Source organism: Geodermatophilus sp. SYSU D01119 (assembly GCF_054049975.1).
Map to the genome: position 1 here is coordinate 1 of NZ_JBJGYL010000051.1, position 13293 is coordinate 13293.

General features: G+C 76.3%; 15 protein-coding genes. 4 read left to right on the top strand and 11 right to left on the bottom strand.

Translation table 11 applies throughout. From position 1 onward, the window contains the following. Positions 1–133: 133 nt before the first annotated feature. From ACI79X_RS22980 to ACI79X_RS23020, 9 genes are all read right to left on the bottom strand, one after another. The gene (locus ACI79X_RS22980; RefSeq protein WP_457027739.1) at positions 134–850 is read right to left on the bottom strand and encodes a PIG-L deacetylase family protein; all 717 of its coding nucleotides are present in this window, start codon (positions 848–850) and stop codon (positions 134–136) included. Positions 851–852: 2 nt separating this feature from the next. Then, complete coding sequence (locus ACI79X_RS22985; protein ID WP_457027740.1) at positions 853–2061, bottom strand: glycosyltransferase family 4 protein; 1209 nt, start codon at positions 2059–2061, stop codon at positions 853–855. Beyond that, positions 2058–2936 carry a sugar phosphate isomerase/epimerase family protein gene (locus ACI79X_RS22990; RefSeq protein ID WP_457027741.1) on the bottom strand — a complete coding sequence of 293 codons (879 nt, stop codon included), beginning with the start codon at positions 2934–2936 and terminating at the stop codon, positions 2058–2060. The genes ACI79X_RS22985 and ACI79X_RS22990 overlap by 4 nt, the downstream gene beginning before the upstream one ends. Then, positions 2933–4402, bottom strand: coding sequence for a YcaO-like family protein (locus ACI79X_RS22995; protein ID WP_457027742.1), 1470 nt, complete (start codon positions 4400–4402; stop codon positions 2933–2935). Before ACI79X_RS22995 ends, ACI79X_RS22990 begins: the two co-directional genes overlap by 4 nt. A 5-nt stretch (positions 4403–4407) precedes the next feature. Then, positions 4408–5367, bottom strand: a complete 960-nt coding sequence (locus ACI79X_RS23000) for an MBL fold metallo-hydrolase (protein WP_457027743.1) — start codon at positions 5365–5367, stop codon at positions 4408–4410. Beyond that, a complete protein-coding gene (locus tag ACI79X_RS23005) occupies positions 5364–6416 on the bottom strand; it encodes a Gfo/Idh/MocA family protein (RefSeq protein ID WP_457027753.1) in 1053 nt (350 codons plus the stop codon). The genes ACI79X_RS23000 and ACI79X_RS23005 overlap by 4 nt, the downstream gene beginning before the upstream one ends. Positions 6417–6427: 11 nt before the next feature. After that, positions 6428–7453, bottom strand: a complete 1026-nt coding sequence (locus ACI79X_RS23010; RefSeq protein WP_457027744.1) for a class I SAM-dependent methyltransferase — start codon at positions 7451–7453, stop codon at positions 6428–6430. Positions 7454–7529: 76 nt separating this feature from the next. Beyond that, the gene (locus tag ACI79X_RS23015) at positions 7530–8444 is read right to left on the bottom strand and encodes a hypothetical protein (RefSeq protein ID WP_457027745.1); all 915 of its coding nucleotides are present in this window, start codon (positions 8442–8444) and stop codon (positions 7530–7532) included. After that, the gene (locus ACI79X_RS23020; protein WP_457027746.1) at positions 8441–9664 is read right to left on the bottom strand and encodes an inositol-3-phosphate synthase; all 1224 of its coding nucleotides are present in this window, start codon (positions 9662–9664) and stop codon (positions 8441–8443) included. Before ACI79X_RS23020 ends, ACI79X_RS23015 begins: the two co-directional genes overlap by 4 nt. A gap of 173 nt (positions 9665–9837) precedes the next feature. On the opposite strand from ACI79X_RS23020, the gene ACI79X_RS23025 reads away from it, so the two are divergent. Genes ACI79X_RS23025 through ACI79X_RS23040 form a run of 4 tightly spaced genes read left to right on the top strand, consistent with a single transcriptional unit; the run spans position 9838 to position 12073 of the window. Then, a complete protein-coding gene (locus tag ACI79X_RS23025; RefSeq protein WP_457027747.1) occupies positions 9838–10455 on the top strand; it encodes a hypothetical protein in 618 nt (205 codons plus the stop codon). Then, a complete protein-coding gene (locus ACI79X_RS23030) occupies positions 10452–11204 on the top strand; it encodes a glycoside hydrolase family 16 protein (protein WP_457027748.1) in 753 nt (250 codons plus the stop codon). Before ACI79X_RS23025 ends, ACI79X_RS23030 begins: the two co-directional genes overlap by 4 nt. A 33-nt stretch (positions 11205–11237) precedes the next feature. After that, positions 11238–11567 carry a DUF6204 family protein gene (locus ACI79X_RS23035; RefSeq protein ID WP_457027749.1) on the top strand — a complete coding sequence of 110 codons (330 nt, stop codon included), beginning with the start codon at positions 11238–11240 and terminating at the stop codon, positions 11565–11567. Then, complete coding sequence (locus ACI79X_RS23040; RefSeq protein ID WP_457027750.1) at positions 11564–12073, top strand: hypothetical protein; 510 nt, start codon at positions 11564–11566, stop codon at positions 12071–12073. The genes ACI79X_RS23035 and ACI79X_RS23040 overlap by 4 nt, the downstream gene beginning before the upstream one ends. A gap of 2 nt (positions 12074–12075) precedes the next feature. Here ACI79X_RS23040 and ACI79X_RS23045 read toward each other — a convergent pair whose 3' ends face one another. Beyond that, positions 12076–12645, bottom strand: coding sequence for a PaaI family thioesterase (locus ACI79X_RS23045; protein WP_457027751.1), 570 nt, complete (start codon positions 12643–12645; stop codon positions 12076–12078). Beyond that, positions 12635–13144 (bottom strand): winged helix-turn-helix transcriptional regulator, encoded by a 510-nt coding sequence (locus tag ACI79X_RS23050; RefSeq protein WP_457027752.1) that lies wholly within the window; start codon positions 13142–13144, stop codon positions 12635–12637. The genes ACI79X_RS23045 and ACI79X_RS23050 overlap by 11 nt, the downstream gene beginning before the upstream one ends. Positions 13145–13293: the final 149 nt, after the last annotated feature.

Here is a 13293-nt window from a genome sequence, read left to right on the forward strand (position 1 = left end):
CCCCCCCCCCCCCCCCCCCCCCACCCCCCCCCCCCCCCCCCCCCCCCCCCCCCCCCCCCCCCCCCCCCCCCCCCCCCCCCCCCCCCCCCCCCCCCCGGCCGGGGAGGAACAGGTCGGTCCCGGGCGAGGGCGGCTACCGCGCCGGGAGCGCGAGCCCCGCCACGAGCTCCCGCGCCGCGGCGTCGGCCAGCAGCACCTCCGGCAGCCCGGCCAGCGCCGAGCGCATCGCCTCCGGGCCGCCGAACTGGAAGCCGAGCTGCGTGGCGTAGCAGGCGCAGGCGTCGGCGCGGCGGTCGAGGTCCTGCGGCAGCCGCAGAGGCGCGAGCCCGCCGGGCAGGTCCGGCCCGGGCGCCGCGCCGGGGTCGCGCAGCACGTACGGCGAGTCCCGCCACCACAGCACCGGCCGCCCCGTCCCGGCCACCGCGCGCAACACCTGCAGGTGGTCGACGTGCCCGCCCAGCGCCTGCGGGGCCAGCCACAGGTCGCCGGGCAGCCCGGCCAGCGCGGCGCGCACGTCCTCCCACGCGTCGTCGTCGGGGTGCACGCCGGCGAACAGCTCCGGCGCGCTCCCGTACCCGCGGTGCGGCGCCTCGCGCAGGTCCAGGTGCAGCGGCGTCGCCCCGAGCACGGCCATCGCGGCGGCGTCCTCGTCGCGGCGCAGCGCCATGTAGTCGACGTCGGCCGGCAGCCCCTTGTCCAGCTGGCAGGCCAGCGCGAAACCCTCCGGGTCGGGCACGCTGCGGGTGAAGCAGGTGACCACGGTGACCTCGTGCCCGGCGTCGGCCAGCGCGGCGAGCGTGCCGCCCACCGAGAAGGCGGCGTCGTCGAGGTGCGGGCTGACCGCCGTCACCCTCACAGCAGGTGCGCCGCCGCACGGAACCGGCAGGAGAGGTCGACCGTCGGCGGCATCGTCCAGGCGTGCGACGGCGTCGTCCCGGCCACCGCGCGGTAGACGTCGTCGATCGAGCGGGCGAGCACCGGCCACGAGTAGAGCCGGCGCACCTCCTCCAGCGCCGCCGTCGCCAGCCGCTCGCGCAGCGCGGCGTCCCCCAGCAGCCGGTCGAGCGCCGCCCGCAGCCCGGCGACGTCGCCCGGCTCGTGGAGCAGCCCGTTCTCGCCGTCGCGCAGGCAGTCGACGACGCCGACCGAGTCCGTGCTCACCGTCGGCAGCCCGCTGGCCATCGCCTCGAGCAGCGTGTTGGAGAACCCCTCGCTGTAGGTGGGGCTGACGAACACGTCCGCCGAGCGGTACACCGCGGGCGCCTCGTCGGGCGGCACGTAGCCGAGGAACGTCGTCCGCCCGTCGGCGCGCGCCCGCGCCTCGTCGAGGTCGGGGCCGATGCCGGAGACGACCAGCCGGACGCCGTCGGGCAGCGCCTCGAGCAGGTCGAGCACGCCCTTGCGGCGGTCGACCCGCCCGTGGAACAGCAGCACCGGCGGGTCCTGCAGCGACCCGAGCGGGCGCTCCGCGGGCGTGAACCGGCGGGTGTCGGTGGCGCCCGGGACGATCGTAAAGCGCGCCGGGTCCGGGCCGAGGTTGCCCACCACCTCGTCGCGGAAGCTGGCGCTGCCGATGAGCACCGCCGAGGAGGCGTCGACGACGGCGCGCATCGCGTGCGCGTGCGTCTCGCAGCAGGTGCCGACCCAGTGCCCGTCACCGCCCTGGATGCTCACCACGGCCGGCAGCCCGGTCTCCCGCGCGGCGGCCAGCACCGCCAGCCCCGGCGGGTAGCCGTACTGGGCGTGCAGCACGTCGAACGGGCGCTGGGCGTGCAGGTCGAGGACGGTGCGGACGATCTCCTCGATGTCGCCCTCCCAGTCGGCGGGGACGACGGTCTCGCCGCGGCTGGGGAGCGCGTGCACCTCGACGCCGGCGGGCACCCGGTCGGCCGGGGGCGGGCCGCCGCCGTAGACGCGGGTGCCGGCCTCGTCGTCGCGGTACTGGCTGACCAGCACCACCTCGTGGCCGAGCGCCACCAGCTCCCGCAGCAGGTTCTCCGCGTAGACGCTCATCCCGCTCACCGCGGGCCAGTAGCGGCGGCTGACGAAGCAGATCCTCACGCCTGCATCCCCCGTGCTTCGGCCCTCCTCAGGATCTCGATCGAGCGCGGCACCATCTCGTGCGCGCGGTGCCCGTCCCGGGACAGCTCCAGCGTCACCAGCCGGTCGAACGACGCCTCGCGCAGCGCGCGCAGCACCGCCGGCAGGTCGACGTCGCCCTCGTCGAGCGGCAGGTGGTCGTGCACGCCGCGGCGCATGCCCTCGACGGCGACCGTGCCGAGGGACGGCGCGAAGCGGGCCACCGCCTCCTCCGGCGCGTACGCCCCGGCGACGACGCAGTGCCCGGTGTCCAGCGCCAGCGTGATGCCCGGCGCCTCGGCGGCCAGCCGCGCCCAGCCGTCGCAGTCCTCCACGAGCATCCCGGGCTCCGGCTCGACGGCGAGGGCGTAGGAGCGGCCGCCGTGGCTGTCGACGAGCGCGCGCACGCCGTCGGCGAACCAGCCCCACGCCTCGTCGCGGTCCACGCCCGGCTTGGGCACGCCGGCCCAGAAGCTCACCGCCTCCGCACCCAGCACCCCGGCCAGGTCGCAGGCCAGCCGCAGGTAGGCCAGCCGCCGCGCCCGCCCCTCGGCAGAGGCGGAGACGAACGTCGGCTCGTGCTTGGCCCGCGGGTCGAGCAGGAACCGGGCACCGGTCTCCACGACCACGCCCAGCCCGAGCTCGTCGCAGCGCGCTCGCACCCGCTCCGCCTGCCGATGGGCGTCGTTGGCGAACGGGTCGAGGTGGACGACGTCGAGGGTGAGCGCCACCCCGGCGTAGCCGCAGTCGGCGAGGAACGACAGCGCGTCCGACAGCCGGTGCGAGGTCAGCCCGTTGGTGTTGTAGGCGTACCGCAGGCTGCCCTGCCCGTCGCGTGGGCTCGCGAGCTCGCTCACGACGCGAGCACCTCCGCGACCACGTGCCGGCCCGGCTCCCGGTACAGCGCGTACAGGGCGCCCACCCGCCGGTCGGCGCCGGCGCGGTCGAACCACGCCGGCCCGCCCAGGCGCTCCTCGGCCGCGGCGGTCAGGTGCACCCGCGCCCAGCCGCCCGGGTCCTCGCCGCCGGGATGTCTGCCCACGGCCACCAGCGGGTCGCCCCGCTCGGCCAGCCGGCGCACGCCGCGCTCCCCGATGCGGCCGTAGCTCATCGTCTCGACCTCCAGGCCGGTCACCAGCACCTTCGCCGCGACCGCGTCGCCTCCCGAGGGCTGCAGCTCCACCAGCACGTCGTGCCCGGCGTCCTGCACCGCGCCGGTGACGAACCCGTGCAGGTCCTCGCCGCGCCAGCTGGGCAGGTCGGCCAGCGCCACCGTCGACCGCCGCGACAGCACGGTGTCCTGCAGCAGGTCGACCAGCGCGGCGGTGCCCATCCGGGTCCAGTCGAGCATCGCCTGCAGGGCGCGGTCCTCCTCGACCAGCCGCTCCGGCGGGTGCCCGGTGCGCCAGTGCTCCAGGTAGCCGGGCGGCGTCGCCGGCAGGACGACGTCGAACGGGCCGTGCATGAACGCCTTCCGCGCGCGGGCCGAGGCGAACTCGTGCAGCGCCTTGCGGACCGCGGTGTCGCGGTCGGGGTGCGCCGCCTCGCCGCACGCCGTGGCCATCACCGGCACCGGCTCCGAGCCGTCCCGCGAGCAGCCGACGGCGTAGACGTCGACGACGCCGAACTCCGTTGAGGCGAGCTTGACCATCACGTCGATGCCCGCGGCGTCGAGCCGGTCGAGCAGCGCCCGCGCGTCGGGGTCGGCGATCCCGTCGAGGTCGACGACGACGCCGCGGTCCATCGCGCGGAACGCCGTCGCGTTGCCGTCGCGCTGCAGCACCTCGAGCAGCGCGTGGGTGACCGCCCGGTCGGCGTCGAACGCCGCGCCCTGCCCGTTGGTGATCACCGTGGTCAGCCAGCCGCCGGGCGGCGGGGCGCCGGGCAGGTCGTCGGGCGCCGACGCCACCAGCTCGGCCGGCACCAGCACCCGCTCGCCGTCGCGCAGCCGGGTCATCGGCAGCCACTGCAGCGGCCGGTCGTCGTCGTAGGCGCTGCCGGCCTCCAGGCACAGCTCGCGCGGGTCGGCGACCCGGTCGCGGCCGTGCCGGCGGGTCATCTCCGCGTACGAGCCCTCCTCGCGGGCGACCCCCTGGTGCGCGCGCAGCGACAGGGCCATCTCGGCCATCTCGCCCATCGCGCCGGTGCGGGCCTCCTCGCGGGTGGCGCCGTAGCCGAGCCCGCTGCCGCCCGGGTGCAGCTCCGAGGACGGCAGCACCGCCGAGTGCAGCGGCACGTCGAGGACGTCGATGCCCTCGATCGCGAAGTCCTCGACCGGGACCGGGAAGCTGTCGCGGTAGCGCTGCGACGGCGTGACGCCCACCGCCGTCACAGCTCGGCCAGCGGGACGGGCGCGGCGTCCGGCGGCCCGGACAGCAGCCGCTGCACGAGGTGGACGACGGTGTCGGTGGAGATCCCCGGGACCATCTCGAACGGCGTCGCGACCACCTCGAAGTCGAGCTCCGCGACGACGGCGAGCATCTCCCGCAGCTCCCCGTGCGAGAGCGGGATCTGCGCGTGGAAGGCCTTGTGCGCGCTCAGCGCCACCGGCTCGCCGGCGTCGTCGAGGTCCACCTTGAGCGAGTCGCCGCAGAAGAGGATCCCGCGGCGGGAGTCGTGCAGCACCGAGTGGCCGGGGAAGTGGCCGCCGGTGCGGTGCAGCGTGAGGTCGGGCGCGAGCTGCAGGACGTCGTCGGCCGGCCAGGTGACCCGGAAGGCCTTGGTCCACACCAGGTCGTGCACGTTGACGCACACCACCCGCGGCTCGAGCTCCTGCTGCAGCTGCCACAGCGCGCCGTAGCCGTGCACGTGCGACGACGCGAGCACCGGGAAGCCGCCCTTCTCGGCGGCCATGCGGCGCAGCTCGGCGAGCATGTCGGCGGTGTACCAGGGGGCGCACTCGAAGCCGACCAGCCCGATGTCGGTCTCGATCACCCAGCCGCGGCTGTCCAGCCCGAAGCGCGGCTCGGTGCCGAACTCGGTGACGCCCTCCACGGGCGCGGGCCGCCAGAACCCGGTGACCAGCTCGTCGGCCTGCTTGTCCGTGACGAACTCGAAGCCGTGCTCGGGCAGCGCGTTGCGCACGTCGGCGCAGACGGGGCAGACGACCGGGCCGGGCGCGGGCCAGCGCTGCCAGTGACCGCAGTTGGTGCAGGCGTAGGCCGGCAGGTCGGGCAGCAGGCCGCGGTAGGGGTTGGTGTCCACCTGGCTGGTGCCGTGCCGCGCGCCGTCGTCGGCGGCGGGGTCGGTGGCCCGGTCGATGGCGCCGGGGACGTCGGGCGAGCTCACGGGGTCCCTCTCTCCAGAGCGGTGAGGAGCAGGCGGTGCAGGGCGAGGTCGCGGGCGGGGTCGTACGGCCAGGCCGTCGTCGCCGGGGCGCGGCCCGCGACCGCGTCGGTGAAGGCGGCGAACTGCGCCTGGAACGGCGGGGTGTCGGCGAACGGCACGTCCACGGGGTCGGGGGAGTACAGCGTGAGCGAGCCTCCCGCCGTCTGCCCCATCGTGTCGACGGCGACCGCCATGCCGCGGGTGCCGACCACCTCCAGGCGACGGCGGGGCAGCTCGTCGGGGGTGTTGAACGCGACGTGCAGGCTCACCAGCACGCCGGAGTCCGTGGTGCCGGTGAGCAGCGCGCCGTCGTCGACGCCGTAGCCGTGCACCCGGGTCTGCAGCAGCGCCGACAGCGACGTGACGTCCTCGCCGAGCAGCGTGCCGGTGAGGTCGAGGCCGTGCGGCGCGAGGTCGATCGCCGCGCCGCCGCCGGCGCGTGCCGGGTCGACGCGCCAGTTGTCGTGCGGGCGGCCGTCGGGCGTCCAGTCCCCGGGCAGCCAGCAGCAGTAGACGATCCGGACGGCGGTCACCGTGCCGAGCTCGGGTACCAGCTCGCGCAGCCGCACGTGCGCGGGGTGCCAGCGCTGGTCGTAGGCGGTGCCGAGCAGCACGCCGGCCCGCGCGCACGCGTCGACCAGGGCCTGCGCGTCCTCGGCGTCGGCGGCCAGCGGCTTCTCGCACAGCACCGCCTTCCCGGCCGCGGCGACCGCCTCCACGACCTGGCGGTGCCCGGCGTTCGGGACGGCCACGTAGACGGCGTCGAGGCCCGGGGTGGCGAGGAACTCCGCGAGGTCTGCGGTCGCCACGGCACCCTCGACCGGCATCCGGGCCGTCGCCGCCGGGTCGAGGTCGTGCAGCGCCACGACGCGGGCGCCGTCGACGGCCAGGAGCGCGGGCAGCGCGTGGTCGCGGGCCACCCAGCCGCAGCCGGCGATGCCCCAGCCGACGGTCGGCGCGAGATCTGCACACTCGGGCGTTTCCCGGCCCGGAATGCCCCGAGTGTGCAGATCTCGCGGACTCACCAGGCCTCCGGGAGGTCGACGAGCAGCCTGCGCCGCGCGGCGTCGGCGGGCAGCGGGTCGGGCCAGCGCTCCGGCAGGTACGACGAGCGCGGGCCGTACTCGGCGGCGTAGCGCTCGTTCGGCCAGGTGAGCACGCCGTCGCGGTAGAGCGGGTTGGGCGCGAGCGGGGGCAGCGGCTCGCCGAGATCGGCCGGGGCGGGGCCACGCGGGTCGCCGGCCACGAGCGCGACCGCCTCGCTGGCGCGCAGGTCGGCGGGGTCGGCCGGCCGCGGCGGGCGCCCCTCGAGCAGGGAGCGGGTCAGCTCGTCGTCGTCGTAGAGCAGCCCGGTGCCGAGCACGCCGGCGTAGCCCTCCGGCGTGAGCGGCTCCCCGTGCGGGTCGGCGACGTGCGCGTGCCCGACGACGACGGTGCCGCCGTCGCCGGCCAGCGCGCGCATGGCCGCGGCGGCGGCCGGCTTGTCCCGCAGGAAGTAGAAGGCGTCGTGGCACATGACGTAGGCCGGCGCGCGCACCCGGAGGTCGGGCGCCGCGGTCAGGTCGGCGCACACGTAGCGGGCGCCGGGGCACACGAAGCGCCGCGCCAGCCAGAGCTTCGCCCACACGACGTCGACGCCGAGCAGGTCGCGCACCCCGCGGCGGGACAGCTCGCGCAGGTGCGCGCCGGTGCCGCACGCGACGTCGACCACCGGCCGGTCGCCGGGCCAGTGCGCCTGCAGCAGCCCGAGCCCGGCCAGGTGCGTGGGGTCGGACCAGCGGTGGGCGAAGTAGTCGGCCACCCGGCCCATCCCGAGCAGCTCCATCGCCTCGCGCAGCGTCCGCGCGGCCGGCACCCGCGCCAGCTGCTCGGGCGGGGGCGGGGGCTCGGTCCACCAGTCGTCGGCGTCGGCGAGCAGCAGCACCCGCGCCCGGTCGGTCTCCCCCGCGGCGAGCAGCCCGGCGACCTCCTCGCGCAGGTCGTCCCGGCCGGCCCGGGCGAAGGGGATCCCGTCGACGACGGGCGCGTCGAGGAGCAGGCCGGTCACAGCGTCACCGGTTCGCTCCCGCGGCCCGCTCCGCTCCTCGCTCGTTCCTCGCTGCGATGCCCACGAGCCTGTCCGCTCACAATCCGGCCGCCGCCAGGACGTCGAGGTGGTAGGCCTGCACCGGCCCGGCGTGGACGAGCTCGAGGTCGTCGAGCGCCTGCGACGCGGTGAACGCCGCCGCCCGCGCGTGGTGGTGCACCTGCAGCACGCGGTCGAGGACATCGGCGGCGTGGAAGGCCCGCGCCTCCGGCACGTCGGCGCCCGGGCGCAGGGCCAGCACCTCGCGCACCCGGGCGGCCAGGCCGTCGGGCAGTTCCGCGAGCTCGCGCTCCTCCAGCGTGGTCATCACCCGCTCCAGCGCGTCGCCGAGCAGCACCTCGCCGGCGAACCCGGCGTCGGGCAGCACGACGTTGTGCAGGTGGTGGGCGAGGCCCAGCAGGAACGGCTGCACCGGGTCGGCGCCGACGACCGGCGCCACGAGCGCGCCGTAGACGGCGACGGTCAGGCAGTGGTCGCCGTGGCTCTCCGGCGGCTCCACCATGATCCGCGCGACGCCGGGCGCGGTGGCCCCGGCGCGGGGCTGCGCGTTGAGCGCGGCGGCCAGCGCGGGCGCGCCGCCGGGGGAGGGCAGCGGGCCGAGCGTGGCGCGCAGCCGCTCGCGCAGGACGCCGTCGAGCGGCTCGCTGACCTCGTCGAACGCGCGGCACAGCACCGTCGTGACCTCGTCGTCGTCCATCCCCGCGGCGGTGAGGACGGCGGCGTCGATGCCGGCCAGCCGGGCGCGGGCGACGGCGGCCGCGGTCTCGGAGAACGCCACCGCCTCGACGTCCTCGCCGCCGGTCAGCCGCGCCCAGGCGCGGCTGAACGCCTGTTCGGCCAGCGAGCCGGGCGAGCCCGCGACCCGTACCCGCTTGGCGTCGCCGATCTCGCCGAGCAGCGGCCGCAGGCCGGCGAGCGCGGTGAGCGTCCCCGGGCTGTCGAGCGCGGTCACCGGGAGGAGGCGCCGGCGGCCAGCCAGTCGAGCAGCACGGTCTCCTGGTTGTGGAACGCGTGCTCCGGGACGCTGCCGTCGGCGGTCATCGGGGCCTTGAAGAACCAGCCGAGCTGGCGCTGCACGCCGCCCTCGCCGCGCTGCTGCGCGAGGTCGGTGAGCCGGGCGAGCTCCACGGCCAGCGGCGCGGCCAGGATCGAGTCGCGGCACTGGAAGTCGACCTTGACCTGCATGCGCTGGCCCAGGAAGCCGACCAGGTCGATGGCGTCCCAGGCCTCCTTCTGGTCCCCGCGCGGCCGGTAGTAGTCGATCCGTACGACGTGGTCCTCGACCGGGTAGCCGAGGATCGAGTCCAGGACGCTGCCCTTGGTCTGCAGCTTGCTGTTGAGCGAGTCGGGGTCGTCGAGGGCCAGGCCGTCGCGGTTGCCGAGGATGTTGGTCGAGTACCAGCCCTCGACGGTCAGCGCGCGGGCGCGGAAGGCCGGCGCGAGCACCGTCTTCATCATCGTCTGCCCGGTCTTGCCGTCCTTGCCGGCGACCGGGACGCCGCGCTGCTCGGCGAAGGCCACGAGCGCCGGGACGTCGGCGGCCAGCGACGGCGTGAAGTTCACGTAGCCGACGCCCTCGGCGATCGCGGCGTAGGCGTAGACCATCGCCGGGGTGATCGCGCGGTCGTCGGCGTCGAGGCCGGCCTCGAAGGCCTCCAGCGACTGCAGGGCGGCCGCGGCCGGGTCGGGCCAGCGCTCGGTGGAGGCCAGGTTCACCAGCACCAGGCCGTCGAGCGACTCCTCCTCGCGGAAGCGGCGCAGGTCGGCGCGGACGGCGTCGACCTGGGCGCGGCGGGTCTCGGCCAGCACCACGTTGCCGCCGGTGACGTTCCGGCAGAAGTCGGCGTCGCCGGCGGCGGGCCACGGGGTCAGCGCCGACAGCGCGGGCCCGGCCTCCTCCAGCTGGCGGGAGTCGAGGACGGCGTGCTGCTCGGCCGCCTTGCGCAGGTCGGAGCCGTCGAGGTCCCAGCCGCGGACGACCAGGGAGTCGTAACCGACCAGGCCGGTCGTCTCCTCGACCGGGCCCCCGGCCACCTGCAGGCCGGCCAGCGGCAGCCCGTCGGTCCCGGCCGCCCCGGTGCGGAGCAGTTCCAGGCCCGCGACCGCGGTCGTCGCGACCGCACCCCCGAGTCCGACCACGGCGACGCCGACACGACGGCTCTCCTGCTGCACAACGACCTCCGCGATCCCCGGGACGGAACGGCTCCACCCGTCCCGACCCTGGCACATGCGTCGCGCGCCTGCCGGGTGAGAACGAGATTGTGCGGATCAACCCGGTCGCGCACCGCGCGTCTCTGGACGGCGGGGCCAGGATGGGCCCAGTCCCGCATCCCGGAGGAGCCCCCGTGACCGCGCCGTACACCTGGCAGCCCGCCCCGATGACGGTGCCGCGTTTCACCGTCCGCCAGCGCATCACCGTGATGGTGAACCGCTACGAGGTGCGCGCCGTGCAGCCCGACGGCAGCGAGGGGCCGCTGCTGGCCATGGCCCAGCAGAAGCGCCTCAAGCTCAAGGAGGAGGTGGTCTTCACCGCCGACGAGCAGCGGACCCGGCCGGTGTTCTCCTTCCGGGCGCGGCAGCGCCTCGACGTGCACGCCCACCACGACGTCTTCGACGAGCAGGGCCGGGTGCTCGGCACGTTCGGCAAGCGCTTCGGGGCCAGCCTGCTCCGCTCCACCTGGGACCTGTCCGTGCCCGGCCTGACCGCCGTCGGCCGCGAGCGGCGCCCGCTCCTGGCGGTCGTGCGGCGCATCTGGGGCCTGATCCCGTACCTCGGCGAGGTCTGGGTCCCCTTCGTCTTCCACTTCGACTTCACCGACACCGCGACCGGGCAGCCGGTGCTCGTCGTCGAGCGGCGCAAGTCCCTCCGCGACCGCTACGACGTGTCCGTCCCCGACCCGCGGCTGGACTTCCGGGTGGCCGCCTCGATGGCGGTGGCGCTCGACGCGCTGCAGAGCCGGTGACCTTCTCCGACGACTTCGACGGCCCCGGCCTCGACCTCGACGTCTGGGTGCCGCACTACCTGCCGCAGTGGAGCTCCCGCGCGGCGACGGCGGCCCGCTACGAGGTCCGCGACTCCTGCCTGCGGCTGTCACTGCCCGACGACGTCCCGCTGTGGTGCCCCGGCGACCACCCGCCGCTGCGGGTGTCGGGCATCCAGTCCGGCGTCTTCTCCGGGCCGGTCGGCAGCACGGTCGGGCAGCAGCCGGTGCGGCCGGGCGCGGTCGTGCGCGAGGAGCAGCCGGCGCGCTGGGGCTGGACGCCGCGGTACGGCCTGCTGGAGATGCGCGCACGCGCCACGGTGACGCCCCGGTCGATGGTTGCCTGGTGGCTGGTCGGACTCGAGGACGTCCCCGAGCGGTGCGGCGAGCTGTGCGTCATGGAGGTGTTCGGCGACGCCGTCGACCCGGCCGCGGGCGCCGCCGTCGGCACGGGCACCCACCCGTTCCGCGACCCGCGCCTGGTCGAGGACTTCGCCGCGCCGCGCCCCGGCATCGACGTCGCCGACTGGCACGTCTACGCCGTCGACTGGCGGCCCGACGGCGCGGTGTTCTCCGTCGACGGCCGCCCCGTCCGCGAGGTGGCGGTCACCCCGGACTACCCGGTGCAGGCGATGCTCGCCGTCTTCGACTTCCCGGAGAAGGCCGTGCCGGGGGAGTCCTACGTCGTCCCGGAGCTCGTCGTCGACTGGATCCGCGGGGAATCCGGGTGACCGCGGCGGGCGACCCGGCTACCGTCGCCCGCCGTGTCCAGCCGCACCTACCGCGTGATCGTCCGCGGCGTCCTCGACGGTCTCGACGACGACCGCCGCGCCTGGCTGCGCGCGCACGCCGCCGAGCACGACCTGTTCGCCTCGTCGTTCACCGAGCGGGGCAGCACCACCTACGACGGCTCGCTCGCCGCGTTCAGCCACCGCGTCGTCGTGCACGTCGACGCCGGCCCCGGCGAGGAGGACGACGCCCGCACGGCCGGTGAGCTGTCGGCCCTGCAGTGGCTCGAGGAGGCTGGCGTCGGCGCGCGCCGGCTGCGCTCCACGGCCACGTGCACCGACGACGTGCGGATCCGCCGCCGTTGACCGCCGCCTCACCCCGAGGGGGCGCGGGGTCTCCGCCCGGGCGGGGATGCCGGCAGCGGGGAGGACGCCGGCGGCGAGGAGGACGCCGGGAGCGAGGACGACGGCTCCGGGGGGAGCTCGGCCGGCACCGCCGCGTTCGGCGACACGGTGGCCCACGACGACGGCCTCGAGGTCACCGTGGGCACCCGCAGCCCTACACCCCGTCGGAGACCGCCTACGTCGACGGGCCGGCGCCCGCCTCCTACGTCGCCTTCGACGTCACGGTCACCAACGGGACCGGCGCCGACTACGAGCCGGTCGGGCTGTTCCCCACGCTGCAGAGCGGGAGCACCGAGGAGGCGCAGGTCTCCGACTCCGAGCAGGGCCTCGACGGGACGCCGTACACCACCCTGCTGCCGGGCCGGTCGGTCTGCTTCCGGGTCGGCTCCGGGGCGTCCGCGCCCGACGACCTCGTGCTGGAGCTGTGGGCCGGCTTCGACCACGAGTCGGTCGTCTCCACCAGCTGAGCTCAGTCCGGCAGCGGGAACACCAGCAGGGAGCTCGAGGCCGTCGCCACCGCCCTGCCCGCGGCGTCGAACACCTGGCCCTCGGCGAAGGACACGCGGCGGCCGGGCTTGACGACGGTGCCGACGGCGGTCAGTGGGCCGCTGGTGCGGGTGACCGCCCGCAGGTAGGTCACCTTCAGCTCGATCGAGGTGTAGCCCACCCCGGCCGGCAGGGTGGTGTGCACCGCGCACCCGGCGACGGAGTCCAGCAGCGTGCACACCAGCCCGCCGTGCACGGCCCCGATCGGGTTGTAGACCGACTCGTCGACGGTGCAGGAGAACTCGACCCGGCCCTCCTCGACGGCGGTCAGGTCCATCTGCACCAGTTGGGCGATCGGCGGGGGCGGCAGCAGGCCGTCGCGCACCGCCTGCAGCGCCTCCAGACCGGTGCGTCCCCGCCCGCCGGCCGCGGTGATCATCGGGTCCCACCAGGTGACCGTGCGGGAGCGCGCGTCCCCCCAGGAGCCGGGCGCGTCGGGCAGCGCGTCCGGCCGTACGTCGGGCACGGCGTGGGGGACGGCGTCAGTGCTCATGGCTCTCCTCCTCGGCGGGCAGGCCGGACAGCGCCCGGCCCGCGGGGGTCAGCACCCGCTCCACGCGCGAGCGGCTGACGGGCTCGCCGCAGGTCCGGCAGACCCACTCGCCGTCGACGACGTGGTCCTCGTGGCCGGCCGGGGCGTGGTGCAGGTGCACCGGCGGCTCCTCCGCCGCCCACCGGTTGCCCCACTGCAGCAGCGCCTGCAGCACCGGCAGCAGGTCCCGGCCCGACGCCGTCAGGTGGTAGCCCGAGCGCGGTGGGGAGTCGCTGTACTGCCGCCGCTCCAGGACGCCCGCCGCCACCAGGGCGTTCAGGCGCGCGGTCAGCCGGTCGCGCGGGGCGCCGGTCCCGCGGGCGATGTCGCTGAAGCGGTGGTTGCCCATCGACACCTCCCGGACGACGAGCAGTGACCACCGCTCGCCGACCAGTTCCAGCGCGGCGGCGATCGAGCAGGGGCGGCCCGGGAGGCTGGCCAGGTCGTAGGGGACGGTCACCCGGGTGAGTTTGCCAGTCCAACCGACAGGGCGCCAGCGCCCGGCCCGGGAACGGCGACGGGCGGGGCCCCCGGCCGGGGGCCCCGCCCGCCGGCGGGTGGTGGCGGGGTGAGCTCTTGGGACGCGGGCCCGCGCTCCCGGGGCCCAGC